General features: G+C 60.1%; 25 protein-coding genes. 24 read left to right on the top strand and 1 reads right to left on the bottom strand.

The window, feature by feature from the left end:
• The first annotated feature begins 110 nt into the window (after positions 1–110).
• From C7G61_RS19315 to C7G61_RS19240, 17 genes are all read left to right on the top strand, one after another.
• Positions 111–818 carry a GntR family transcriptional regulator gene (locus tag C7G61_RS19315; protein WP_108517163.1) on the top strand — a complete coding sequence of 236 codons (708 nt, stop codon included), beginning with the start codon at positions 111–113 and terminating at the stop codon, positions 816–818.
• Between the two features lie 177 nt (positions 819–995).
• A complete protein-coding gene (locus C7G61_RS19310; RefSeq protein WP_244608367.1) occupies positions 996–2,087 on the top strand; it encodes an ABC transporter ATP-binding protein in 1,092 nt (363 codons plus the stop codon).
• Positions 2,088–2,134: 47 nt separating this feature from the next.
• Positions 2,135–3,565, top strand: coding sequence for an ABC transporter substrate-binding protein (locus C7G61_RS19305; RefSeq protein WP_202975782.1), 1,431 nt, complete (start codon positions 2,135–2,137; stop codon positions 3,563–3,565).
• Between the two features lie 164 nt (positions 3,566–3,729).
• Complete coding sequence (locus C7G61_RS19300) at positions 3,730–4,800, top strand: carbohydrate ABC transporter permease (protein WP_244608366.1); 1,071 nt, start codon at positions 3,730–3,732, stop codon at positions 4,798–4,800.
• A 3-nt stretch (positions 4,801–4,803) separates the two neighbouring features.
• Positions 4,804–5,748, top strand: a complete 945-nt coding sequence (locus C7G61_RS19295; RefSeq protein ID WP_108517156.1) for a carbohydrate ABC transporter permease — start codon at positions 4,804–4,806, stop codon at positions 5,746–5,748.
• A 2-nt stretch (positions 5,749–5,750) separates the two neighbouring features.
• Positions 5,751–6,839, top strand: a complete 1,089-nt coding sequence (locus C7G61_RS19290) for an ABC transporter ATP-binding protein (protein ID WP_108517154.1) — start codon at positions 5,751–5,753, stop codon at positions 6,837–6,839.
• Complete coding sequence (locus C7G61_RS19285; protein ID WP_108517152.1) at positions 6,836–7,285, top strand: hypothetical protein; 450 nt, start codon at positions 6,836–6,838, stop codon at positions 7,283–7,285. Before C7G61_RS19290 ends, C7G61_RS19285 begins: the two co-directional genes overlap by 4 nt.
• Before the next feature lie 143 nt (positions 7,286–7,428).
• Positions 7,429–8,175, top strand: coding sequence for a type 1 glutamine amidotransferase domain-containing protein (locus C7G61_RS19280; RefSeq protein WP_108517150.1), 747 nt, complete (start codon positions 7,429–7,431; stop codon positions 8,173–8,175).
• Positions 8,176–8,231: 56 nt separating this feature from the next.
• Positions 8,232–9,083 carry a sugar phosphate isomerase/epimerase family protein gene (locus C7G61_RS19275; RefSeq protein ID WP_108517148.1) on the top strand — a complete coding sequence of 284 codons (852 nt, stop codon included), beginning with the start codon at positions 8,232–8,234 and terminating at the stop codon, positions 9,081–9,083.
• Between the two features lie 396 nt (positions 9,084–9,479).
• The gene (locus C7G61_RS19270; protein WP_190241886.1) at positions 9,480–10,478 is read left to right on the top strand and encodes an AraC family transcriptional regulator; all 999 of its coding nucleotides are present in this window, start codon (positions 9,480–9,482) and stop codon (positions 10,476–10,478) included.
• A gap of 72 nt (positions 10,479–10,550) precedes the next feature.
• The gene (locus C7G61_RS19265; RefSeq protein WP_190241885.1) at positions 10,551–11,528 is read left to right on the top strand and encodes a Bug family tripartite tricarboxylate transporter substrate binding protein; all 978 of its coding nucleotides are present in this window, start codon (positions 10,551–10,553) and stop codon (positions 11,526–11,528) included.
• Positions 11,525–12,889 (top strand): MmgE/PrpD family protein, encoded by a 1,365-nt coding sequence (locus C7G61_RS19260; RefSeq protein WP_108517142.1) that lies wholly within the window; start codon positions 11,525–11,527, stop codon positions 12,887–12,889. The genes C7G61_RS19265 and C7G61_RS19260 overlap by 4 nt, the downstream gene beginning before the upstream one ends.
• Positions 12,886–13,599 carry an aspartate/glutamate racemase family protein gene (locus tag C7G61_RS19255; protein WP_108517140.1) on the top strand — a complete coding sequence of 238 codons (714 nt, stop codon included), beginning with the start codon at positions 12,886–12,888 and terminating at the stop codon, positions 13,597–13,599. Before C7G61_RS19260 ends, C7G61_RS19255 begins: the two co-directional genes overlap by 4 nt.
• Positions 13,596–14,405 (top strand): VOC family protein, encoded by an 810-nt coding sequence (locus C7G61_RS19250; protein WP_108517138.1) that lies wholly within the window; start codon positions 13,596–13,598, stop codon positions 14,403–14,405. Before C7G61_RS19255 ends, C7G61_RS19250 begins: the two co-directional genes overlap by 4 nt.
• 27 nt (positions 14,406–14,432) lie before the next feature.
• A complete protein-coding gene (locus C7G61_RS43980) occupies positions 14,433–14,720 on the top strand; it encodes a hypothetical protein (protein WP_145963654.1) in 288 nt (95 codons plus the stop codon).
• Positions 14,721–15,267: 547 nt separating this feature from the next.
• A complete protein-coding gene (locus C7G61_RS19245; RefSeq protein WP_108517416.1) occupies positions 15,268–15,723 on the top strand; it encodes a type II 3-dehydroquinate dehydratase in 456 nt (151 codons plus the stop codon).
• Positions 15,720–16,649: a 2-hydroxyacid dehydrogenase gene (locus tag C7G61_RS19240; protein ID WP_108517135.1), complete on the top strand. Its 930-nt coding sequence runs from the start codon at positions 15,720–15,722 to the stop codon at positions 16,647–16,649. Before C7G61_RS19245 ends, C7G61_RS19240 begins: the two co-directional genes overlap by 4 nt.
• Here C7G61_RS19240 and C7G61_RS19235 read toward each other — a convergent pair.
• Entirely contained in the window at positions 16,617–17,564 is a 948-nt protein-coding gene (locus tag C7G61_RS19235; RefSeq protein WP_108517133.1) for a LysR family transcriptional regulator, read from the bottom strand. The genes C7G61_RS19240 and C7G61_RS19235 overlap by 33 nt on opposite strands.
• 91 nt (positions 17,565–17,655) lie before the next feature.
• Here C7G61_RS19235 and C7G61_RS19230 point away from each other — a divergent pair, with 91 nt between their 5' ends.
• From C7G61_RS19230 to C7G61_RS19200, 7 genes are all read left to right on the top strand, one after another.
• A complete protein-coding gene (locus C7G61_RS19230; RefSeq protein ID WP_108517131.1) occupies positions 17,656–19,110 on the top strand; it encodes a 4-hydroxyphenylacetate 3-hydroxylase family protein in 1,455 nt (484 codons plus the stop codon).
• Positions 19,107–19,610, top strand: coding sequence for a flavin reductase family protein (locus C7G61_RS19225; RefSeq protein WP_244608364.1), 504 nt, complete (start codon positions 19,107–19,109; stop codon positions 19,608–19,610). The genes C7G61_RS19230 and C7G61_RS19225 overlap by 4 nt, the downstream gene beginning before the upstream one ends.
• 11 nt (positions 19,611–19,621) lie before the next feature.
• The gene (locus tag C7G61_RS19220; protein ID WP_108517129.1) at positions 19,622–20,032 is read left to right on the top strand and encodes a RidA family protein; all 411 of its coding nucleotides are present in this window, start codon (positions 19,622–19,624) and stop codon (positions 20,030–20,032) included.
• A gap of 177 nt (positions 20,033–20,209) precedes the next feature.
• The gene (locus C7G61_RS19215; RefSeq protein ID WP_108517127.1) at positions 20,210–21,247 is read left to right on the top strand and encodes an ABC transporter substrate-binding protein; all 1,038 of its coding nucleotides are present in this window, start codon (positions 20,210–20,212) and stop codon (positions 21,245–21,247) included.
• Positions 21,248–21,325: 78 nt separating this feature from the next.
• Positions 21,326–22,180, top strand: coding sequence for an ABC transporter permease (locus tag C7G61_RS19210; protein WP_108517125.1), 855 nt, complete (start codon positions 21,326–21,328; stop codon positions 22,178–22,180).
• Positions 22,177–22,992: an ABC transporter permease gene (locus C7G61_RS19205; protein ID WP_108517123.1), complete on the top strand. Its 816-nt coding sequence runs from the start codon at positions 22,177–22,179 to the stop codon at positions 22,990–22,992. The genes C7G61_RS19210 and C7G61_RS19205 overlap by 4 nt, the downstream gene beginning before the upstream one ends.
• Positions 22,976–24,124, top strand: coding sequence for an ABC transporter ATP-binding protein (locus tag C7G61_RS19200; protein WP_108517121.1), 1,149 nt, complete (start codon positions 22,976–22,978; stop codon positions 24,122–24,124). The genes C7G61_RS19205 and C7G61_RS19200 overlap by 17 nt, the downstream gene beginning before the upstream one ends.
• The last annotated feature ends 8 nt before the right edge of the window (positions 24,125–24,132 follow it).

Below are 24,132 nucleotides of genomic sequence, written 5' to 3'. Positions count from 1 at the left end.
CCGAGTTTGCACCGTTCAATCTTCGCCGATTAAATCCTATATGATATAGGATTGAATATTGCGCAAGATCCTGCTAGAACCGACTTGTGTCAAGAGGCAGGCCGAAATCGATGAACGTCACCAATCCTTCTCAAACCAATCCTTCTCAAACCGGGGCCGCCAGCGGGCAGATCGATCGCCCGACCAGTCTGGCCGGCGACGTGTATGAGGCGATTTTTGCGCAGCTCATGTCGCTCAAGATCGCGCCCGGCGCCCGCATCACGGTCGATAGCCTGGTCCGCGAATTCAACGTGTCGCAAACGCCCATCCGTGAGGCGCTAGGTCGGCTCGAGGGTGAAGGGTTGGTGCTGAAGACGCACTTGATCGGGTATCGCGCGGCGCCGCAGATCACGAAGCGCCAGCTTGACGAAATCTATGAGCTTCGATTGCGTCTCGAGCCCTACAGCGCCGCGAAGGCGGCGGCGCGTATGGACGACACGAAGCTGGCGATGCTTCGCGAAGCGGCCGGCATGATGGCCCGCCGGGAAGGCAAGGACGAACGCCTGCGGTATTCGAACTTCGCGCGGCAGGACGCCGACTTTCACGACAAGATCTTGGCCTGCGCTGAGAACGAACTCATTCGTCAAGCCATCGCTTTCCAGCACACCCACTTTCACATTTTTCGTCTCATGTTCCATTCGCGTGTCACCGAAGAGGCTCTCGACGAGCACGAAGCCATACTGGCAGCCTTCGCGGCTGCGGATCCCCTGGCCGCCGAAGAAGCGATGCGCGTTCATATTGAACGCTCTCGCGATCGCCTGCTGTTAGCGTTCGATTGAGCCGCCCCCAGATGTCGATGAACGTCACAACGGACAGAGTAAAAGTGGTCGTGCGGCTCGGAAGCGGCGAAGCGAAGGCAGTTGAGCCTGTCCTGCAGGCGACGAACCTCTCGAAGCAACACGGCTCAGTGACCGTGCTTGCGGAGGTTACGCTCGGCGGTGGTCTGGGAGATGGCAATGGGGCAGTCTGAGAAATCTGCACTGCGTTTGACAAATGTAAGCAAGTCATACGGCCGCGTGCGGGCCCTTGAAAACCTGTCCTTCAGGGTGGCGGAAGGTCGTTTCTTCGTATTGTTTGGGCCGAGCTCAGTTGGCAAGACGACGACGCTTCGCACGATCGCTGGTCTCATCGCTCCCGAACGCGGGCACGTCGAGATTTTTGGCAAGGATTGGACGCATGAGCCGATTGCGGGCCGGGGCGTGTCAATGGTGTTCCAGTCCTTCGCGCTCTATCCGCACCTCACCGTTTACGACAACCTCGCCTATCCGCTGATCGAAGAAAAGCGCCCGCGTGAGGAGGTCGATCGCCGCGTGAAGGAGACGGCGGCGATGCTCCGGCTCGACACGAAGGTCAATCGAAAGCCCAATACGCTTTCGGGTGGCGAACAGCAGCGCGTGGCCTTGGGTCGCTCCTTGATACGCCGCCCCAGGATCCTGTTGCTGGACGAGCCTTTGACCAATCTCGACGCGAAGCTCCGCCATGAGATGCGGGCGGAACTGAAGCGCCTTCACCGCCAGTTTGGTCTTACCATCGTCTACGCCACACCCGATGAGCTCGAAGCCCTCTCGATGGGTGAGGAAATCGCAGTGATGCGCGACGGCGGCGTGGTGCAGATCGGAACGCCGGACGAACTCTTCGAAGCGCCGTGTGATCTGTATGTGGCAAGCAAGATCGGCTCGCCCCACATGAACATGATCAAAGGCAGGCTGGCCACAGACAGCTCCGCCCTCGAATCTGCAATCGGGCCATTACCTTTCGTGAAAAAGCTGCAAGCCGCAGAAGCAGGCGAAGCGGCCGTGGTCGGCATCCGCCCGAGCGACGTGCGCTTTGCCGGGAAAGGCGAGCAAGGCCTCAAGACCAATATTTCCATGCTTGAGCCGCTGGGGGACGTCACGATCGTGTCCGTGGAAACCAGCGGCGAAACGCTGCGCATGGTGTTGCCGGAATCTGCCGCCTCGGGTTTGCAGCCCGGCCAACAGGCGGCAGTTATTCTCGATCCAAGCAAATTCTACATCTTCCGCGCTTCGAGTGGACGGACGATGGCCTGAGGCGAGCGATTCAAAGAAAAAATGAAACCCAAACGGAGGAAACCAGGATGACCGCGACAAGGGAGATCAACAGGATAGTGATGGCGGCCGGGCTTGCCGCTTCGCTGGTGCTGGGAACGACATTTGCTTTCGCCGGTGATGTGACGCTGACGATGGCTGTGCCGGATTGGCCACCAACGCGCATCATGAAGAAGTTTTTCGACGAGCAGTACAAGCCAAAGTCCGGCAACACGGTGAAGCTCCAGGTGGATTTCATTCCGTGGCCAGACTTCTATACCCGCGTGAATGCGTCGCTCACATCAGGCGAAAAGAAGTATAACTTCATCGTGTCGGACTCGCAGTGGCTGGGCGCGTTCGTCGAGGGCGGCTATTTCCGGAAGGTCAACGATCTGCTCAACGCAGATCCCGAGTTCATGAAGACGTTCAAGGATATCCATCCGAACGCACTGAACTCCTACTCAACTTATCCGCACAAGTCGGAAAATTACTACGGCTTTCCGCAGTTTCCCGATGTGCTGGTGAACTTCGCGCGAAAGGACATTATCTGCCACGAAGCAGAACAGAAGAGCTTCATGGCGAAATTCAACAAGAAACTTCCCTGCACGGGCGAAGAGCTCGACGCCATGACCTGGGACGACTTCAAGAACGTCGGCGAATTCCTTCGCCGCAAGAAGGGCGAGATGCTGGCCGGCAAGCCTGCCGAAGACGATTTTTACGGCATCGCGTTTCAGGCGGGCAAGAGCTACGACTTCTCGTCTATGCAGATCAACGGCTTTATTTGGCAAATGGGTGGTGACATCTGGGATGAGACCCAGGCACCCACCAGCAAAGCGGAAGGCGTTGTGAACTCGCCGGCAGCCGTGAAGGCGCTGGAGAAATATCTGAGCCTGATCGCATACATGCCGCCTCTCGCGAGGACGGGCACGATGGACATCTTCAAGTCGGATGAGCTGTTCCGCCAGGGTAAGGTGGCCATGAGCATCAACTGGATCGGCCTTGCCGAAGCCTCGCTTGATCCGAAAACTTCGAAGGTCTCAGACAGCCTGGTGTTCGGCATGATGCCGGGAACCAAAGGTGCTGACGGCAAGCTGGTCCGCTGGTCCAATATTGGCGGCCAGCCCTTCGTCCTGACCACCTGGACGACCGACGCACAGATCAAGGAGGCCGTGGAATTCGTGAAGTGGTGGCTGTCGTCGAACATCCAGCACCAGTTTGCGGCGGCCGGCGGTCAGTCTGCCATTAAGTCCGTGTACTCGGATCCGAAGTACGTAACTTACCGCCCCTGGAACAGGGCCTGGGCTCCTTCGCTGGATTGGCAGAAGGACGTGTGGCACGTGCCGCAGTTCTTCGAGTTACTGACCCAGCAGCAAGACCAGTACGATCTCGCCATCACTGGCAGGCAGGATGCCAAGACGACCTCGGACAATATCGCCAGGTTCCAGCAGCGCCTGCTCAAGGAGGTGGGGCTGATTAAGTGACATGACGCGTGAGCTCTGCGAGCGGCGGCAATGGCGAGGCCTGGCCGGGGAAGAGACTTTGTCCTCCTTCCCCGGCCAATTGAAAGACATGGCCAGACGCCGACCGCGGTCGCAGCACGAGGCCGCTCAGCAATGCACGGGAATTGCTTTTCCACGGAAGCTTCATGCAACTGATGTCAACCATACAATCGGTCAAGACCGCACCGGCTCTACTTGAGCTTTCAGCCGACAATTGGCGGCTTGCAATTCTCGCGGGGCTTGTTGTCTCCGCGCTTGCGGTGGTGACGCTGCCAGCGTCCGGTTCCTTCTGGGTCGTTGGCGCCATGTCGGCTTTGGTCGCCGCGGCATTCGCGGTGAATGCCTACCGCCGTCGCTATTATGGCGGGCTCCTGGTCGCGCCCGCCATCGCCGTTCTATTCGTGATGAACATCTTTCCGCTGCTTTGGTCCCTGGGGCTTTCATTTTTTGCCTACCAGTCGAACCTGCAGTCCATCCGCTTCGTCGGCCTCAACAACTACATCAAGGTTCTGACCGACGAGGTCGCGGCGCCGGCCAACTGGAACGCCCTCATCAACACTGCCATGTTCGCGGTGTGCACAGTTTCTGTACAGATGATCGTGGGGTTTCTCCTGGCGATGCTTTTTGCCAAGCAGTTCCCGCTGCGGAAATATCTGCTGATTCTGGTTCTCACACCGATGATGCTGTCGGTCGTGGCCTCAGGTGTCTTCTTCACCTACTATTATGATCCCACCTTCGGCATCCTGAGCTATGTGATCAATAGCGTCGCGGGCGGCCAGTTCATCGTCATGGACAGCAAGGCGGGCGCTGTGGCCGGTATCGTTTTTGCCGACGCCTGGATGTGGTCGCCCTTCGTCATGCTACTCGTGCTGGCGGGCCTCGTGTCCGTGCCGAAATATCTCTACGAGGCAGCGGCCATCGACCGGGTCTCCGCCTGGCGGCGCTTCTGGAGCATCACCTTCCCCTATATCCGCGGGCTCCTGATGTTGGCGCTGCTGTTCCGCACCATCGAAGCTTTCAAGCTGGCAGACCTTGTGATCGTGCTGACCAAGGGCGGAAACGACACAATGACGATCTCCTACCACTTGATCCGCATTGCCAACGAACAGAACAAGACAAGCGAGGGAGCCGCCATCTCCTACATCATCCTCTTCATAGTGATCGTGCTCACGAACCTTTATCTCTACGTTGCCAATCCCAAGAACAGGGAGGCCTGAGCCATGACAGACAGAGTTTCTTTCTGGGAGCGGATTGGCTTTCGTAGCGTCGGCGGCATCGCGGAGGCGGGTTGGGGCCGCACGCTCGTCGTGGCGGTTGTTAGCTTCATCTACTTCCTGCCGGTCCTCTTCATCATCTTCACGGCTATAAAGCCGCAGGGGCTGGCGCTTTCAGTGCCGCCAACGCTTTCGCCTACCTCATTCTTTGGTCTCATCCCCGATCAGTTTGTCTTCACACCGACATTGGACAACTTTGCCTCGGTCTTTTCCCGCGTCATGACGGCGGGTGGCCAGCCGGAGTCCACCGGGTTTGACCGATTCTTCTTCAACTCCATCGTGATCGCGTCGGCATCCGTCCTGCTTGCCCTCGTTATCGGCACGTTGGCCGCCTATGGCTTCTCGCGCTATCCGCTCAAGGGCAACGATACCTATCTCTTCATCATTTTGACGACCCGTATGCTGCCTGCGATCGTCGTCATCATTCCGGTGATCCTGATGTTCCGCGCCGTGGGCCTTTCTGGATCCTATCTCGGCATCATCATGCTCTATACGGCTTTCAATCTCGCATTTACCGTCTGGATGATGAAGAGCTTCTTCGATGAGTTGTCGACAGACGTCGAGGATGCAGCCCGTATCGATGGGTCGTCAGAAATCAAAGTGTTTTTCAAGATCTGCCTGCCGCAGGTTGTCGCGGGTCTTGCCGCAACATTCGTTTTCGGCCTCATCCTCACCTGGAACGAATTCCTGTTCGCGCTACTCCTGACGGGCCCTGATACACGCACCGTGCCTGTCGCCATGAACCAGGCCGTGTCTTCCGGCGGGCGCGGAACGGACTGGACGCTGCTGGCTGCCATTGAAACCCTGTTTCTTGTTCCCGTTTTCCTTGCCACCTTCTTTTTGCAGGATCACCTGCTGCGTGGCGTCACGTTCGGAACGGTCAGGAAGTGATCATGTCGACCATCGAAATACGTGACCTCACCAAGAAGTTCGGCGCATTTGTCGCCGTCAAGGATGCCAACCTTTCCGTTGCTGCAGGTGAAATTGTTTGTCTGCTCGGTCCTTCGGGCTGCGGCAAGACGACTACGCTGCGCACGATTGCCGGCCTCGAACGCGCCACGGCAGGGGACGTCGTCATTGCAGGGCAGCGCGTGAATAATCTGCCGCCGGAGAAGCGCGACATCGCAATGGTCTTCCAGTTCTATGCTCTCTATCCGGCACTGAGCGTTGGGCAGAACATTGCAATGCCGCTTCACCGCGAAGCAGTTGGGAGCACGGAAGTGGCAGCTCGCGTCAGGAAGGTGGCTGACATCCTGCATCTTCGCGATATCCTGGACCGACTGCCGGGACAGATTTCGGAGGGCGAGAAGCAACGCGCCGCCGTTGCCCGCGCCATTGTTCGGGATCCCAAATGCTTTCTGTTCGACGAACCTCTCTCGCGGCTCGATGTGGAGCTGCGTCACTCCATGCGCGGCCAGATCAAGGCCGTGCTGTCAAATCTCACGAAAGCTACTGTCATAGTCACCCACGACCAGCTTGAGGCCCTGACCATGGCAGACCGTATTGCCATCATGCGCGACGGGCTCATCGAGCAGGTGGGGAGCCCGCACGAGGTCTTCGCAAAACCCGCCAACGTCTTTGTTGCGAGCTTCATCGGCACGCCGCAGATGAACCTGATCGACGCACAATTCAAGAGCTACGGCAATGGCAAGGCGAAAGTGGTCTTCGACGAGCAGGATGTCGATCTGAGCGTCCATCCCGCGGTCGCAAACCTGAAGGCTGGAAAGGTCACCGTGGGAATTCGCCCGCGAGCTTTCACCGTTGTCTCCGAGGACACCAGGGACACGATCGACGCCATGGCCGAGCTCATTGAGCCAATGGGTGCCGAAACGCTTATTCACGCGCGCACCAAGACGGGCAGCGACATCCGGGTCGTCGTGCCGCGTGACAAAAGGGTGAAGATTGGCGAGGCGCTCCACCTCGTTCCAGATCCCGCGCAAACCCACGTGTTTGCAGACGACGGAAAGGCGGTGCGCGCATGAGAAATGGCGAGCAAGGCAATGGCGGACTGACGCCGACGGCGGCGCGGACGCTGGAATACAGCATCATCGGGCTTGGCGTATTCGCGCTTCTGATGATTTTTCAGCCGTTCAACATCTCGCTTTTCACAGTTGGCTGCGCGCTGATCGTTTTGGCTGGGCTGGTCAACAACGTCCTGCCTCTGGCGCAACCTGGTGTGCCCAGGCGCTCGCTGGTAACGGTGGCCATGGTCGTCGCCATGATCTTCTGCATTGTGCTGCTCGCTTCCATCGTTGTCGCACATCTCTACGGCGCATTCTTCCTCAGGCCGCCGGATCCCAACACCGTGCTGGGCAGAGTTCAGCTCAACGCAACGCCTTGGTACATGCATGGCTTCACATGGACTGTTGCGGTTATCGCTGCTGCTTTAGCTGGCCTCATCACGCTGCAGAGTCGCCGCAAGGAGTGAAGCCTGTACCGTCAAGACATCCACGGATTCTATGCCTGCCGATAAAACGCTTTCAATCAACAGACCCGTGCATTTAGGGCGGATCGTTTTCTGATACCTTTAGTCGCGAATGTGCCAATCAACCTCGTTCAGGAGCATGAAAGATGAGCGCGTCTCCGCAAGCCACGGCCTTCAACCGCATGCAGCAGCTAATGTCCTCTTCGCCGGTCCCATCTATTTCGACGGAATTGTTGGTGACGGCTGACGGCGAGTTGAATCGGGAGCTCAAGAGCTTCCTGCTTGATCCGCCCACAAATCCAGGTCTGCTCAAGGACAAGCGCATCGCCATCTGCTGCACCAATGGCGTGGAGGAAGTGGAGATTCTGGGTGCTCATCGCTGGCTCACCGAACACGGCGCCACCGTTCATGTTGTCTCGCCCCGCATAGGTGAGTTTGATCCGACGCTCGGCCTCCGCTTCCCGCCGCAATGCGCCACCCATGTCCTCGCCATCCGCCTCATGGAAAATGCAGGTTGGCTGAAGATCGACCGCTACACGGACGAAGCCAGGGCGGAGGATTACGACGCCATGCTTCTGCCGGGCGGATGCTGGAACCCTGATGCGCTGCGCATGGACCAGCATGCGCGCGCGTTTGTGAGCGCCATGTATGAAGCGGGTAAACCCACATGCGCCATCTGTCATGGCCAATGGGTTATGGTGAGTGCCAAGATCCTCAAAGGCAAGCGCGCCACGGCTGTGTGGAACATACAGATCGACCTCGAAAACGCTGGCGCTACGGTCCTGGACGAACCCTGCGTGGTCGACGGCAACCTGATTACGGCCCGCTTCCCTTATGACCTCCCGCGCCTGATTGACGCGATGGTGAAGCAACTGGTGCCTGCAAAGGGCTAAGCCGCGGAACTGGCCCCGGATCGCCTGCTGTAGGAGAGCTCAATGGGAAGGCGCGGATGAAGTACGGATTCAATCTGCTGCTCTGGACAGGGCATGTCACCGACGAACACGCGCCTGTGCTGAAGGCGCTCAAGAGGACGGGTTATGACAGCGTGGAGGTTCCGGTCTTCGAAGGCACGATCGATTCCTACGCAAGGCTCGGAGAGCAACTTGCCAAGATGGATCTCGACGTCACAACCGTGAGCGTGCTGGGGGCGGGGCACAATCCACTCTCGGACGACAAGATGGAGCGGCAGGCCGCGGTCGAACGGACCAATTGGGTCATCGACTGCACCAAGGCGCTTGGAGGATCGATCATCGCCGGCCCGATGCACTCCGAACTCGGTCGCTTCACTGGCAGGGGGCCCACGGCGGATGAGCGCAAGCGCGGGGTCGAATTTCATCGCCGCGTTGGCGACCATGCCGGAACGCACGGCATGAGCTTTGCCCTTGAGGCGGTGAACCGCTTCGAATGCTACTTCCTCAGCACGATGGATCAGTTGGCCAGCTATCTGGACGAAGTCGATCATCCCGCAATCAAAGGGATGTACGATACATTCCATGCCAACATCGAGGAGAAGGACCCGGTCGCCGCCATAAATACAATCAAGCGACACATGATCCATGTCCATATCTCTGAGAATGATCGCGGCACCCCGGGGAAGGGCCATGTGCCGTGGGGTCCCACTTATAAGGCGCTGAGGGCCGCAAAATATGATGGCAGGTTGACGATCGAAGCCTTCGGCCGCGCCGTTCCGGCGCTCGCCGCCGCCACCCGCGTGTGGCGCGACTTCTCCCCCAACGAGGAGGAGGTTTATGAGTTCGGGCTCAAGGGCATGCGGCAAGGCTGGGCCGAGGCCGGGTCCTGAATGTCAAGGTCTACCCCATCGGCACCTGTGACCGCTGACAAAAGCCCGAAGCGTCAGCTTCGCTGAATCTATCGGGCGGACCATTTTCTCAGCAATGGTGCCGAAGCGCTTCGTGGACCAAGCGGACATAGATCCTTTTCCTCGGGAGATCGAATGGGTCGAGATGTGAGGGCTTTGCCGAGTTTTTCGGGATCGATCCCGATCTCGTGGAGGCGGCGGCCGGAAGAGTTGTTCGATCGCATCGAATTATATTTTCTGGCGGGTGGCGGCTCCCGTGGGGTCGAAGCATGCAGACGTCCCGCGCGAAGCGGCGGGCTGTTGTCATTTGTTCGGCGCCGATACCATGAGCGGCAAGAAGCTGATAAGGTTGCAGGCTCGCTTACGAAGGAGAGCGTGATGCAGCTATCGAAGCAAGCGGTCGGCGAAGCGGCCTTCATCCAGCGATTGTCCGGTCGGCGGACGGCTCATGCGCCGTCCTTGCCGCTCGTGACGGACGACTTCATCTATCGTTCGGCAGACCGACAGAACATCTTTCTGCGTACGACCATCGACGACGAAATCTCCGCAGTGTTTGGCAGGTTCGAACTCGATCGACCGGCGATCGTCCACCTGCAGCCCGGCTCACGTTTCCTTTTGACATTCTACCTGACCGGCAACATCGCCGGCGAGGCGATTGGGCGACGCTCGAAGCCGCTGGATCTCAGAACGGGATACGCGCATCTGCGCGCTTCCAACGAACGAGGGGGCTTCCTCGTTGGGCTCCCGGCAGGTCCAGCTTCGTTCTTTCAGATCAGGCTGACGCCGGGCGCCTTGATGCGTGTTGCCCGTGACCTGCAGCTCGACCTCGACAGTGAATGGCCGCCCGCCCTCGGTGCGCATGATGGGAGCGTCATCGTCAATGCGCCGTGGTCGGGGCGGGAGCAGTCGATCCTGGAGGGCTTCGCGCCTTGGGAAGCCAGTGAACGGATGATGCTCCGCACGCTTGCCGGCCGCGGCACCGAACTCACCTGCGCGTTCATGCGCCACACCTTTCACGATATCGTTGCTGACACGCGTCCGGGATCCGCCGAGTTGTTCCAGCGTATTCTCGCGGGGCGATCCGCTTCTGCCGTTCCCGCTCGTCTCAAGGCCGTGGAGGATAAGACCGGACTTGCGCGCTCGACCTTGTGGCGGGCCAGCAAGGCCCGGCATGGAGAGTCGCCGGCACGAATAATGCGCAACCGGCGGCTCGATCGGGCATTCCTGGCCCTGCAATCGACCGATGACACGGTCGCTGCCATTGCCCTCGATGCGGGATGGGCCTGCCCGTCCAAATTTGCCGCCGCGTTCCGCCGGCAGTTCGGACGGTCGCCCGGTGCGACGCGACGTGCTCTGGCTGTGCAACAAAAGGCCTGAACGTCCGCAACGTTCGGCACCGCGAGCGGCTTCGGCGGACGCTAAGCTTTCCCTCATCGTAAGGAGGGTATGATGAACCGCCGTCAATTCGTCGCTGCGATGATCGGCTCGGTCGCCGCGGGATCGGCGGCGCGTGCCCAGACCTATCCAGCCCGTCCCATCACCTTCATCGTTCCCTATTCAGCGGGCGGTCCGCTGGACGCGACCGCGCGTTTGGTCGGCGAGGGGATGTCCCGACGCGTCGGACAGACCGTGGTCGTGGAGAACCGGACCGGCGCGAGCGGTATGCTTGGCGCGAACGCGGTCGCCAAAGCGCAACCCGACGGCTACACGCTTTTGTTCACGGTCATCGACACGCAAGTCAACAATGTCGCGCTGTTCAAGACCATCGCCTATGATCCCGTGAAGGATTTTGCACCAATAACCCAGGCCTTCCTGGCGCCGATGATTTTGGTGGCAGGCGGGAAGTTCAGTGCGCGCACGCCTCAAGAATTTGCCGAACAGGTCAAGACCCCAGGTCAGCCGCTCGCTTACGGGTCGTGGGGCATCGGCGGATCGGCCCATCTCGCCGGCGAAGCATTATGGAACCGGCATTTCAAGCTTGGTATGACGCACGTTCCCTATCGGGGTGAGGCGCCGATCGTCAACGATCTGCTCAGCGGCCAGATTCCGGTATCGTTCGCATCCATCGCCAATACGCGGCAGCATATCGAGACTGGCACGCTGAAGGCGCTTGCTGTCTCCGGAACCAAGAGATCGTCGGCGCTGCCTGACCTGCCGACCCTGACCGAGCTTGGCTTCGCTGATCCGGTGTTCAAGATCGGCGTTTGGCTCGGCGCGTTCGCCCCCGGACAAACGCCTCCGCCGATCGTCGACCGGCTATCCCAGGAGATGCGGGCGGTGGTCCGCAGTCCCGAAGTCTCGGACAGAATGGTGCGGCTCGGCTTCGAGCCGGTCGCGTCGACGCCGGAGGAGTTTGCCCGCAATCTGGAAACCGAGATTGCCACGATCAAGGCCGTCTTCCGCGACCTCGGGCTCGAACAGCAGTGAACGATCCGCTCGATGCGCTTCTGGATCATGCCTTTTCCGTCGATGCAGCGAAAATCCCGACGGAGACGATGAATTTCCAACTGCGTCGCGTTCTCGACAATCTTGGCTGTCTCGTCGCTGGCTATGATCAAGCCGGCACAAGCGTGGCATTATCGCTCGCACGGCGCTGGAGCGGTGCGCGCGAGGCTACGGTAATCGGATCGACCGAAAAACTTGCCGCGCCCCAGGCGGCCTTTGTCAATGCGGTGAGGGCGCGAGCCCTTGATTTCTGCGATGTGCTGTCGCCCGGATGGCATCCGAGTTCGTCGGATGTGCCGGTCGCTCTCGCTGCGGCGGAAATGTCCGGTGCCGGCGGCGAAGCAGTGCTTGCCGCCCTGGCCGTCGGACAGGATGTGGGCCAGAGGATCAATCGGGCCGCGCAGGCAAACGGCTTCTTTTATCGAGGGTTCGACAGCAACGTGCTTGGGCTGTTTTCGGGCGCCATCATCGCGAGCCGGCTCCTTGGGCTGACACGCGCGCAGATGAGCGACGCCATCGGGCTTGCCTTCGATTTCGGTATCGGCACGTTCCAGCACTATCAAGACAAGGTACTTGCCGTGAGGATCAGTCAAGGACTCGTGGCCCGCCACGCGCTTGAGGCCGTGTTCCTGGCTCAATCGGGGATCAGCGGACCGAAGCGGGCCCTTGCGGGTGAATGCGGCTTCTTTCGGCTCTACGGGCCCGCAGAGCCGGATCTGACGCTTCTCGGCGAAAACCTAGGAGAGAGGTTTTTTGGCGAGGAGGCCACCTGCGTCAAGCTCTACCCAAGCTGCGGAGTGACCCTGGCGCTGACCGAGGCGTTGCTTGCCGCACGAGGGCGCGGCGAGATCGCGTTCAACCAGACCGCCGGCCTGTCGCTGCGCATTTCGCCGGCCATGAACGTAATCTGCGGCGGCCCCTACGCACCGGCGGAGACACCCGAAGTCGATGCGCAGTTCAACGTCCGCTACGTCGCCGCCAATGCCATATTACGCGGCCGCGCAACGCTGGACGAGTTCACTGCAAGCGCTGCGACTGCGCCAGACATTGTAGCCTTTGCGCAGCGCATCGATGTCGCAGAAGAACCTGCTTTCGGTCATTTCGATCAGTGTGAGGCAATCATCTCCAACAAGGACGGCGCCAGGCGCGTCATCCCGGCGCAGTTCGGACGAGGCTGGCCTGAGAACCCGCCAACACAGAACGATCTCATTGCGAAATTTCTCCAGTGTGCGGCCTTTTCAGGAAGGCCTGGCTGGCGTGACGGTGACGCCCTGATTGCGGCGATCAAGACTCTGCGCTCGGCACCATCAGTCGAACCGCTTATCGCGGCTTTTGCTGCATGAGAGCCCATCGCACTGAGCTGATCGGCCTCGTCGGCGGCATGACGTGGCATTCGACCGCTCGATATTATCGTATGCTGAATGAGCGGGGCGAGGCCTTGCGGGGCGCACGCTCGACGCCGGAAAGTCTCGTCGTGACGCTCGATTTTGCGCCGTTGTTTCAGATGGCCCTGAAGGACGAATGGCAGGCGATCGCAGACCGGCTCGTGGGCGCTGTCGCAACGCTTGCCGCTGGCGGTGCGGGCCTGGTCGCGCTCACAGCCGTGACCGCGCACCGGGTGTTTGCATCCATCGCTGCCAGCACGAGCCTTCCGTGCATTCACGTCCTCGATCCGGCCGGGGTGCTTCTGCAGCGACGCGGAGTGAAACGCATCGGCGTGTTGGCAACGCGTTTCGCCGCCAGCCAGGATTTCATCGACGCGCGTCTTGAGCGGGCCGGCGTGACCGGTGTCTTGCGGCCCGATGCTGCCGGCCAGGCCGCGGTCGATGCGATTATCGAGGATCAGCTCGCGCACGGCATGATCACGCCCGCCGCACGCCGCAAGATTGACGATATAGCCGACGGTCTGCGGCGTCGCGGTGCCGACGCACTGCTCCTGGCATGCACGGAGCTGCCGTTGCTCTACCCGAACGGCAACATGCCGAACGATGTTGTCGATGCCGTCACCCTGCACGTTGATGCGCTTCTAGATCATGATCGAGGGACACCGTGACTGAAAACCCCGTTAAAGCCATCGATCATCTGCTCACTTTCGTCCACGATCTGGATGAGGCCGCCCGCTTTTATGATCGGCTTGGCTTCACGTTGACGCCCGAGAGCCGAATTGAGGCCATGGGCATCGTCAACCGGCTAATCCTGTTTCCCGACGCGAGCGAAGGGTCGGCGAACTTCATTGAGTTGATGAGCGTATTCGATACGGACCGGCTGCCTCCGGCTATGGCCGCGCTGCTGTCCGGTGACGAAGGAATCAAGTCGATGGTTCTTTCGCTCGGTGATGTCGAGGGGGCCCGCGCTCATTTCGTCGAGCTCGGCTGTCCGTTCGGCCCGCCCATGCATGTCCGGCGCGAGTGGAGGCTCTCCGCCACCGAGTCCGTCTGGCCGGAATTCGACGTGTTGCTGCCGGTCGACGATGTCGTAACCTTCAACGGTTGCCGATACTACAATGTCGAGCTGTACCGCCTTCCTGCTTGGACCACGCATCGCAACGGCGCTCGTGCGTTCGACCGGATCGACTGCGCTGCTGCGGATCCGCAAACTGCCGCATCCCGCTTGGCGAATGTTCTCGGTACGACGGCGACCGGCGGTACCGTTGCGCATCGCGACATGACGATAGATATCCGCCGCGATGGCGCCGCCGCGACCTGGCCGATCCGTATCGCGGGATATCGCGTAACCGGGCTCAACGAAAATTATCTGGCGCAAGCACTGAGTACCCACCGCGACATCGGGCAAGCAAATCAGGTCACGGCTTTCGGGCAAACAATCGAGCTTTCATCCCAAGCGCCACGCGCGTCATGAGCCGCGAAGCCCAGCAATCTCAATGGATTGTTGGGCTTTGTTTTTGATGTTGGAATCCACGTCAATACCATCAAAGACTTAGCTTGTAAGTTCAAATCACCCGCAACCAAGTGTCGTGGTGCAGGCCGTGCGGTGAACCACAACGATTGCGCATTCCGTCGTCTCAAGGACGTGATCCTGAGGGAAACCATCGCCGGATACACCAAATCCCAACAGATGCCGCGCGACAGGCAATGGAATGGTCGTCGTTTTGCTGCTTCTGTATCTGAAATGAGGGTGGTGGCACAACTTTTGCTCGTGACACGGAAGCGATAAAGGCAGATAGCGAGGGCTGAACTTGAAGAACGTTCTGATCCACCGTGTGAGCAATTGGTGTGCGAAAGTCTGGCGCGAAATAAGGGACTCCGTAAAGCATGCGCCAATGCACTAGCTAGAGGTGGACCACATGCAGTGCAGCTAGTAGCTCGGAGCAGCTTGCACTTCTGGCTGCAAATAGTTCGGTCCACTTGGGTGTTTTCCGCCGATCTTCTTCGATTGCTTGTCTCGTACCTCTCCTGCGGCGATTGGTTCTGGGTTAGGCGGTACCTTTCAGGCGTTTCGCTCGGGACAAGATCAATCCTTGAACCATATAGAAATCCGTCGAAGCGCATAGTTTCTTTTGATTTCTGCTCCGAGCAAAGGCTCTTTAAACTTTTAGTCGCGCGCGGGCCGGCGTTACGCAGGGTTGCGTGTACTTCACTTCGGGGAAAATCTGCACATCTGGGATCATTGAGAGCATTTCATCCGTGCGATACTTCGGACGGTGCTGATTGGTTTCGAGGCGATGCCTGACTTCTGTGCGAACAGATATGAAAGCGCGGCCATGACGTCTCCCACCATCTATTTCCTGAACGGCCCCAATGCCAATCTCTACGGGCTCGACAAGAGCGGCACCTATGGCCGCGAGAGTTTCGGCTCGATCAAGAAGCGCTGTGAGGATCACGCTGCGTCGCTCGGGCTGGTGATTGAATTCCGTCAGTCCAATCATGAAGGTGTTCTGGTTGACTGGATACAGGAGGCGAGGGAGAAGGCGGAGGGGATCGTCATCAATGCTGCCGGGCTCACTTACACCTCCATTGCGATCCTCGACGCGCTACTCGCTTTCGAGGGGCCGATCATTGAGGCGCACATGAGCAATATCTGGAAGCGCGAGCCGTTTCGCCATCACTCTTACGTCTCGCGCGCAGCCACGGGCGTGGTCGCAGGTCTCGGCGCGCTCGGCTACGAACTCGCATTGACAGCGGTGTCGCGTCTGATCTCTGAACGGGCCGCTCAATGACGTCGGAGGTCATGGCGTTCTATAGCGCCTTCGATGACTTCGAGACGTGGCGCGCTGCCCTTGCAGTCGAGGGGATCGATCTTCGCCAGGCGGATGACATCGGCGATCCGGATATCGTGCGGCAAGCGCTGGTCTGGAAGCCGCCCCAAGGGTTTTTCGCGCGCTACTCAAATCTCGGGCTCGTCGTCAATCTCGGCGCCGGCGTCGACGCGCTGGTCGGACGCGATGATCTGCCGGACGTGCCGATCACCCGCCTGTCCGACCCGAAGATGGCGCGGATGATGGCCGGCTATGTGCTGTTCGCGGTGACGCGTCACGCCCGCGATATTTCGGCCTTCGAGCGTGCGCAGCGTGAGCGCCGCTGGCACTATATCCATCCGCGCGATCCCGAGACCATCCGGGTCGGCGTGCTCGGTCTCGGTGAGTTGGGGTTGACCGCGGCGCTGGAATGCGCGCGGCAGGGCTATCGGGTGCGCGGCTGGTCCAACACATTGAAGTCAGTGGATGGCATCGAGACCTCTGCCGGCCTGCCGGCATTGGCGGAGATCCTGGGGGAGAGCGATATTCTCGTCTGCATGCTGCCGCAGACGCCGCGGACCTGTGGCCTGCTCGATGCCGAGCGCCTGGCGCAGATGAAGCGGGGCGCGGCCTTCATCAATGTCTCCCGCGGCAGCATCATCGATGAACCGGCTTTGATCGAAGCGCTCCGCTCGGGTCATATCGCGGAAGCGACGCTGGATGTGTTTGCCTCCGAACCTTTGTCGCCGGAGAGTCCCTTATGGGCGATGGACAATGTTCTGGTGACGCCGCATCTGGCCTCGGTCGCGCTACCGGGATCTGCGGCGCGACAGATCGGCGAGAATGTGCGCCGGCTTCGTGCCGGGCAGCCGCTGCTAAGCTGCGTCGATCCCGGCCGGGGCTATTGAGCCGGGCGCGAACTGACCGCCAACGGCAAAGGCCTCGCGCGCGTAATCGGCAAATGTCTGCACCGCCGGCCGCAGCGCATGGCGCTTCAGGCGGAGCGCCATGACATGCGTTGGCGGCAGCCGTTCGGTGATGGGCACCACGGCGACGCGGCTTCCGTCATAGCCGATGGTGGTGCGCGGAACGGCATTATGGATGGAGTATCCCTGCCTATGCCCGATCAGCCCGCGGATCATTTCGGATGACCGGGTGCGGAACGAGATGCGCGGCTCGATGCCGGATGCCGTGAAAAGGCTGGCGAAGTAATCGCGCGAATGCGGCAAATCCAGCAGGATGAATGGCTCGTCGCGCATTTCGGTCAGGCTGATCGAAGACCGGGTCGCCAAAGGATGATCGGCCGACAGCATGAGATAGGGCGGCAGTTCGCAGAACTTTTCACCGACGATCTCGTCAGGAACGGCAAAGGAATAGGACAGTGCCAGTTCCGTACGCCCGGAAATTAAGGCGTCGATGATCTCCTGCTGGTCGCCTTCTTCCAGTTTTACCGAGATGCCCGGTTGGCGCTCGCGAAAGCCTGACAGCAGCCCCGGCATGAAGCGCGTGGCAAGCGTCAGGAAGCTGCCAACCACGATCTCGCCGTGCAAGGTGCTGCCGAGCGACTGGGCGCTTTGGGCGAAATCGCGGGCATGGTTGAGCAGCAGTCTCGCGTCATTCACCAGCCGCTGGCCGGCCGGGGACAGTGTCACGCCTTTGGCGAGATGGCGGACGAATATCTGGACGCCGAGTTCCGCCTCCAGCTGGCTGACCGCGGCCGAGATCGAGGGCTGGGAGACATTCAGCCGCTTGGCCGCCTCCGTCACGCTGCCCGCGTCGGCCGTCTCAACCACGTAACGCAACGCCCGGAGCGAGAACCTCATCGCATTTTCCTATGCATCTCCAAACATAAAAATATTTTCCTTATGATAGGCGCTCCGGCACCCTGTCGTCCAGTCGAACAGGAGCCAATGAATGATCCGCACGGGTGAAGAGTACAAACAGGGCATTCGCGATGGCCGCGAGGTTTGGGTCGATGGCGAGCGCGTCAAGGACGTGACCAGTCACCCGGCGCTGAAGCCGATCATCGATATCAAGGCCCGCATTTACGACATGGCGCATGAAGAGCGCTACAGCGGCGATCTAACCTATGTCGAAGGCAATGAGCGGCATTCGACCTTCTATCGGCCGCCGCAGGAACAGAAGGACTGGCGTGACAAGATCAAGGCCGTCGATCACGTGATGAAGGATATCGGTGGCGTCGTCACCCGCGTGGGCGACGAGACCATCGGGGAGATGTGGTCGCTCACCGATGGTCGCGACGTGCTGGCGGAGATCGATCCGCGCTTCGCCGCCAATATCGACCGGCATATCCGCGCCGTGATCGAGAAGGACATCTTCCACGTGTCGGCCAATACCGACCCGAAGGGTGATCGCTCGCTGCCGCCGCAGCAGCAGGATCCCGACCTGATGGTCCACGTCACCCGTGAGACCGATGCCGGCATCATCATCCGTGGCGCAAAATATGAGACCGCGGCGGCTTACGCCGATCAGGCCTATCTGAAGCCAACCGTCGGCGCCTGGGCCAATGAAAAATTGTCCGACTATGCGGTGGGCTGTATCGTCAAGATGGGCGCGCCCGGCGTCAAACATATCTGCCGTGGTGGCTTCGCCAACCGCAGCAGTGCCAGGGATTATCCGCTCGCAAACCGCTTCGACGAAGTCGAGGCGCTGGTCGTGTTGGACGACGTTCTGATCCCTTGGGAAGACGTGTTCTTCTATCGCCATACCCGCGCGGCACAATTCGTGCGCTCGACGCTGCATCGCTATTCGGCATTCCCTTACGTTCTGCGCCTGCTCTACACCGCGGACATGATGATCGGCGCGGCGATGTGGAACGCCAAGCAGACCGGTCTAGATAAGCTGCAGTCGGTGCGTGAGAAGCTGGCCGATCTCGTTTGCTACCGCGAAGGCATCAACGCACATCTCACCGCCTCGATCGCTATGGCGGAGAAGAGCCCGGGCGGCCTTCTGATGCCGCAACAGTCGATGCTTTATGCCGGCCGCGTGTTCGCCTGTTCGCAGCTTCCTGCGATGATGCATATCGCCCGCGAACTCTGCGGCGGCCAGATCTGCATTACGCCGAACGCGGATGCATTCGATGCCGAGGGCAGCGGCAAATGGCTGAACAAGTTCTATTCGCTCAATGACCAGTGGCAGGCCGACGATCGCCGCAAGCTGCTCGCATTTGCGCGCGATTTGTTGAACTCTGATTATGCCGGTCATCGCCTGACCTTCGTGCAGTTCGCACAGGCGCCGCACTTCAATCATCTGGCGGCCGTCTATAACAGCTTCGACTTTGCCGGCCCGCTGGACTTTGTGAAGAAGTCGGCCGGATTGTCGGACCGTATCGACGGGGCGAAGTCGTGAGCACAGCGGCGCATCCCCTGGTCGAGGTCGATACCTTCCGCGACGCCATGCGGATGACGGCCTCGGGCGTGGCGGTGGTAACCACGGATGGCGAGGCGGGGCGCGCGGGTATCACGGTGTCGTCGCTGTGTTCACTGTCGATGGAGCCGCCATCGGTGGTGTTCAGCGTTCACCGCGACAATCGCGGGCTCGAAAAGCTGCTCGCCAATGGCGTGTTCGTCGCCAACGTCCTGTCCGATGCGCAGGAGCGTGTCGCCAGCAGCTTCGCCGGGCTGATCCCCGAATTGCGTGACAACCGCTTTCTCGCCGGCGACTGGTCGGAACTGCTCACCGGCGCGCCAGCGCTCGACGGCGCGCTGTGCAATTTCGATTGCCGTGTCGCCAGCGTGTTCGATTTCGGCTCGCATCGCATCGTCGCGGGGGAGGTGCTGAATGTTCGCAACCAAGCTGCACTGCCCTTGATCTTCTCCGATCGCACATTCCGTCGTCTCGCCGCCTGAGGATCTGCTCTATGATCACCCACCAGCGTTTCCGCAAGTTCAACACCAAGGATGCCTATCCCGAGCAGTCGCTCGACAACGACGTCTGCATGGTCGTGCGCGCGAACAACACCGTTTATGTGCGCGGCCAGACGGCGATGGATCTCGAGGGCAAAATCGTCGGCATCGGCGATGCTGCCGCGCAGACTGAAAATGCCATGGCTTGCGCCAAGGTGCTCTTAGAAGAGGCAGGTTCATCCCTGCAGGATGTGGTGAAGATCGTCATCTACATCACTGACCGCGCCTATCGCGAGCCTGTCTATCGTGTCGTCGGCAAATGGTTGAAGGGCGTCTATCCGGTTTCGACCGGGATCATCGTTCAGGGACTCGCCAAGCCTGAATACATGATGGAAATCGACATCATCGCAGAAATTCCGGCGTAATACCGCGCCGGTTTTCGACGTCGAAGGTTAACTGCGATCACTCTGGAGTCAGACCTTTCGAACGGAAGGTCAATGAAGCTTCATGTGCCGTAAATACTTGAAAAATATCGCTAAATTCGTCCGCTTGGCATGATGCTTGCTTTTCTTTCGATGTCATAATCCTTGTGAGGTTTCGAGATGAAGCGCGCCTTGAAGTTTACAGCCTTGATGTTGCTATCGACGCTCGCGATCGGCGGGCAGGCATCTGCCCAGGAGAAGCTGGTCGTCAGCACCTGGGGTGGAAGTTTCCGCGATCTGATTGATGAAGCGATCGCGAAGAAGTTCACCGCCGAGACCGGCGTGAAAGTCGAGTACATCACCGGCGGCACGATTGATCGCCTCAATCAGGCCAAGCTCGCCGCCGCCAAGCCCGAGAGCGATGTCACCTTCACGACGGCCCATGTCGGTTGGCTCTATGCCAACGACAATCTGTTCGAGAAGCTCGACATGGCGAAGATTTCGAACGCCAGCCATCTGGTCGAGCAGGCCAAGATCAGCCCGTATCACATTGGCGCCTGGGCTTATGTCTACACCATCGGCTATCTGCCCGATCGTCTGCCCAAGGGCGTCAGCTTCGACAGCTGGGAAGGCCTGTGGAATCCCGCGCTCAAGGGCATGATCTCGTCGCCCGATTTCGATCCGAGCCATGTCATGGTCGTGGCCGCCAAGCTGTCCGGTGGCGACGCTGCGAATTGGGAAGTCGGCGAAGCCAAGCTGAAGGCGCTGAAGGCGAACTACAAGGCGTTCTACACCAACGACGCCAACAGTCAGCAGCTGTTCGCCACCGGTGAAACGCCGGTTCAGGTCGTGCTGTCAATGAATGCCTATTACATGCAGGCCCAGGGCGTGCCGATCAAGCTCGTCATCCCGAAGGAGGGCGCGGTGCTCGGTGTCGATACGATGGGTATCACCAAGGGCTCGACCAAGGCCGAACTGGCCTACAAGTTCATGAACATGGCCCTCGATCCGGACGTACAGGCGAAGATCGCTGAACTGAAGAAGGGTAGCCCGGTGGTCGACAACGCCAAGCTCAAGCCCGAGATTGCAGCATTGCCTGGCGTCTTCTCCACGCCGGATCAGTGGGCGAAGCAATCTCTGGTGATCGACGCCAAGCTGCGGGCCGAGAAGACCGGCACCTGGCGCAAGTGGTTCACCGAGAACATCATGGCTCCGTAACATAGTCGGGGTCGCGATCCGGTCGATACCGCCGGATCGCGCTCGATTGCGCCAAGTTTTCCCAACTCGAGTTTGTCCATGAACGCGCGTCCATTCCTGGGATGGTTCGTTTCGCCGGCCGGCCTCGTCGCCGTGGGGCTGCTCGCGGCGATGCTTGCCGTGTTCCAGTACAGCGTGCGGGCCTATATCCCTGGTACGCTGGAGGTCGGTGGGTACACTTGGGCGAATTTCGAGGCCATGCTGCGGCCGCTCTATGCCCTGGCATTCTGGAATACGGTGCTCATCTGTTTCGAAACGGCGGTGTTCACACTGCTTCTAGCCTATCCGCTGGCCTATGCGTTGACGCGCACCAGCAACTCGGCGCTGCGCTCCTTCATCCTGATCGTGTCGGTCACGCCGCTGTTTCTGGGAGAGGTGGTGCGGACCTATTCCTGGATGATCGTGCTCGGCAATAACGGCTTCTTGAATACGCTGCTGCTCAAGCTCGGCGTACTGGATCGCCCGGTACAGATGATGTTCACCGGCGGCGGCGTGGTCGCCGCACTGGTGCATGTGACGATGCCGATCATGGTCATCATGCTGGCGGCGGCGCTGTCGCATATCGACCGCAACTACGAGAAGGCCGCCGAAAGCCTCGGCGCCGGCCCGATCCGCATCTTCATGACCATCACGCTGCCGCTATCGATGCCCGGAATTGTTGCCGGCTTCTCGACGGCATTCGCCTGGACCTTCAGCGCCTTCGCGACACCGCAGCTGATTGGCGGTGGCCGCGTCAGTACGGTGTCGACGCTGATCTATCAGCTCGGCTTCTCGTCGTTCAATTTCCCCTTCGCCGCCAGCCTCTCCATCATCGGCCTCGCGCTGTCGCTGGCCGTGATCGCGCTGCTTAAGAAGGCCGCGAGCCCACTCGAGCGCATGGCGGGCACGACGTGAAGCGCTCGCCCGGTACCTTGCTGTTGCGATGGTCGGGACGCGTCCTCGTCGCCGCCATTCTTCTGTTCGTTCTGCTGCCGGGCGTCGTGGTGGCGATCTCGGCCTTCAACGATCGCGCGATCCTGCAATTTCCGCCGCAGTCCTGGTCGCTGCGCTGGTTCTGGCGCGCCTTCTCCTATGCCGATTTCGCCAAGGGCTTCTGGAACGGCCTGACGGTGACTGTGTGGGCGTCGAGCATTGCCGCCGTGGTGGGCTCGGCCTTTGCCTTCGCCATTCATCGCTACAAATTCGTGCTCAGGGATTTTCTCGAAGGCATTCTGCTGTCTCCGCTGATCATTCCGCATTACACGATCGGTCTTGGCGTGCTCATCCTCGCCTCGCAGACGGGTATCGGACGTGGCTTTCCGCTCGTCATCTTCGCCCACGTGGTAATGGTGCTGCCCTTCGTGATGCGCAGCACGTATATTTCACTGGAGAATCTCGACACCCGGCTCGAACTGGCGGCGTCCAGCCTTGGCGCGACGCCGCTGCGGATCCTGTTCACCGTGACGATTCCGCTCCTGATTCCGGGCCTGCTGAGCGGCTGGCTATTCGCGGCAATCCTGTCGTTCAACGAATTCACGGCAACTTTGTTCGTAAGCAGCCAGGCCACCCAGACGCTGCCGGTCGCCATGTACAATTACGTCCGCGAATTCGCGGATCCGACCCTCGCCGCACTGTCGGTCATTTACATCGTTGTGACCGCAACTTTGCTCACGATTGCCAATTCCTTCCTGGGCCTCGGAAAAATTCTGAATGTTGATGCGCACTGATCAGAAGACTGCGAGCACGCCAGCCCCGGCAAGCGACAAGATCCGGCCGGCCGTGCAGCTCGATGGCGTCACCAAGCGCTTCGGCGATTCCGTCGCGCTGCATGAGGCCTGGCTCAAGATCCAACCGAGCGAGTTCATGACCTTGCTGGGTCCGTCCGGCTGCGGAAAGACGACGCTGCTCAATCTCGTCGCCGGTTTTCTTGAAGCCGACAATGGCGAGATCTTCATCGAAGGCGCTCTGGTGACCGAGACCCCCGCGCATATGCGCGAGATCGGCATTGTTTTCCAGAACTATGCGCTGTTTCCGCATATGAACGTCGCCCACAACGTCGCTTACGGCTTGAAGACCCGCGGCATCGAGAAGAAGGAAATCGCGCGCCGGGTCGACGAGGCGCTTGCGCTCGTCAAGCTCACAGGCTTCGCCGACCGCAAGCCAAGACAGCTGTCTGGCGGCCAGCAGCAGCGCGTCGCGCTCGCACGCGCGCTCGTGATCAAGCCGAAAGTCCTGCTGCTTGATGAACCGTTCTCGGCCCTCGACAAGAACCTTCGCGGTTCCATGCAGGTCGAGCTCAAGCAGATCCAGCGCGAGCTCGGCGTCACTACGATCTTCGTCACCCACGATCAGGGCGAGGCGCTGTCGATGTCAGATCGCATCGCAGTGATGTCGGCCGGGCGCATTCGCCAGATCGCCGCACCGGACGATATCTATCGTCGGCCCGCCGATCGCTTCGTCGCCTGCTTCGTCGGTGATGCTAATCTTCTCAACGGTCGGCTCGTTGAGCGGCGCGGCGATGTCGCGATGGTCTCGATTGGTGATGTGTGCGCCAGTGTTCCTGCAGCGTCCATTGCTGAAATATCTGTTGGCGATGTCGTGGACGTCTTCGTACGGCCGGAACATCTTTCCGTGACGTCGCGCGGAGCCTCCAGTTCGCTGCCTGGTACGGTGATGACACAGGTCTTTCAGGGCGGTCATGTGGATCTCTATATCGACGCGCCGGGAAGCGCGCATGATCGCATTCTGGTGCGCGTGCCGGGAATTGCCGCGTTGTCGTCGTGTCCCGTCGGAGCCGAGATCGGACTGACGATTGGTTCCGACGATATCGTGGCATTTCCGCCGGGCGAGGCGCGGTGAGGCGAGCC

Source organism: Bradyrhizobium algeriense (genome assembly GCF_003062295.1).
GTDB classification, from domain to species: Bacteria; Pseudomonadota; Alphaproteobacteria; order Rhizobiales; family Xanthobacteraceae; genus Bradyrhizobium; species Bradyrhizobium algeriense.
The sequence above is the reverse complement of the archived record's forward strand: the minus strand, read 5'-3'. Positions and strand labels throughout refer to the sequence as shown.

What these genes read in the sequence shown, in the direction of transcription:
- C7G61_RS19215 (WP_108517127.1), top strand. Translation starts at nt 20,210, where the DNA reads ATGAAGCGCGCCTTGAAGTTTACAGCCTTGATGTTGCTATCGACGCTC.
- C7G61_RS19265 (WP_190241885.1), top strand. Translation starts at nt 10,551, where the DNA reads ATGAACCGCCGTCAATTCGTCGCTGCGATGATCGGCTCGGTCGCCGCG.
- C7G61_RS19310 (WP_244608367.1), top strand. Translation starts at nt 996, where the DNA reads ATGGGGCAGTCTGAGAAATCTGCACTGCGTTTGACAAATGTAAGCAAG.
- C7G61_RS19200 (WP_108517121.1), top strand. Translation starts at nt 22,976, where the DNA reads ATGTTGATGCGCACTGATCAGAAGACTGCGAGCACGCCAGCCCCGGCA.
- C7G61_RS19315 (WP_108517163.1), top strand. Translation starts at nt 111, where the DNA reads ATGAACGTCACCAATCCTTCTCAAACCAATCCTTCTCAAACCGGGGCC.
- C7G61_RS19270 (WP_190241886.1), top strand. Translation starts at nt 9,480, where the DNA reads ATGCAGCTATCGAAGCAAGCGGTCGGCGAAGCGGCCTTCATCCAGCGA.
- C7G61_RS19235 (WP_108517133.1), bottom strand. Translation starts at nt 17,564, where the DNA reads ATGAGGTTCTCGCTCCGGGCGTTGCGTTACGTGGTTGAGACGGCCGAC.
- C7G61_RS19300 (WP_244608366.1), top strand. Translation starts at nt 3,730, where the DNA reads ATGCAACTGATGTCAACCATACAATCGGTCAAGACCGCACCGGCTCTA.
- C7G61_RS19275 (WP_108517148.1), top strand. Translation starts at nt 8,232, where the DNA reads ATGAAGTACGGATTCAATCTGCTGCTCTGGACAGGGCATGTCACCGAC.
- C7G61_RS19240 (WP_108517135.1), top strand. Translation starts at nt 15,720, where the DNA reads ATGACGTCGGAGGTCATGGCGTTCTATAGCGCCTTCGATGACTTCGAG.
- C7G61_RS19295 (WP_108517156.1), top strand. Translation starts at nt 4,804, where the DNA reads ATGACAGACAGAGTTTCTTTCTGGGAGCGGATTGGCTTTCGTAGCGTC.
- C7G61_RS19255 (WP_108517140.1), top strand. Translation starts at nt 12,886, where the DNA reads ATGAGAGCCCATCGCACTGAGCTGATCGGCCTCGTCGGCGGCATGACG.
- C7G61_RS19305 (WP_202975782.1), top strand. Translation starts at nt 2,135, where the DNA reads ATGACCGCGACAAGGGAGATCAACAGGATAGTGATGGCGGCCGGGCTT.
- C7G61_RS19290 (WP_108517154.1), top strand. Translation starts at nt 5,751, where the DNA reads ATGTCGACCATCGAAATACGTGACCTCACCAAGAAGTTCGGCGCATTT.
- C7G61_RS19285 (WP_108517152.1), top strand. Translation starts at nt 6,836, where the DNA reads ATGAGAAATGGCGAGCAAGGCAATGGCGGACTGACGCCGACGGCGGCG.
- C7G61_RS19280 (WP_108517150.1), top strand. Translation starts at nt 7,429, where the DNA reads ATGAGCGCGTCTCCGCAAGCCACGGCCTTCAACCGCATGCAGCAGCTA.
- C7G61_RS19230 (WP_108517131.1), top strand. Translation starts at nt 17,656, where the DNA reads ATGATCCGCACGGGTGAAGAGTACAAACAGGGCATTCGCGATGGCCGC.
- C7G61_RS19245 (WP_108517416.1), top strand. Translation starts at nt 15,268, where the DNA reads ATGACGTCTCCCACCATCTATTTCCTGAACGGCCCCAATGCCAATCTC.
- C7G61_RS19210 (WP_108517125.1), top strand. Translation starts at nt 21,326, where the DNA reads ATGAACGCGCGTCCATTCCTGGGATGGTTCGTTTCGCCGGCCGGCCTC.
- C7G61_RS19220 (WP_108517129.1), top strand. Translation starts at nt 19,622, where the DNA reads ATGATCACCCACCAGCGTTTCCGCAAGTTCAACACCAAGGATGCCTAT.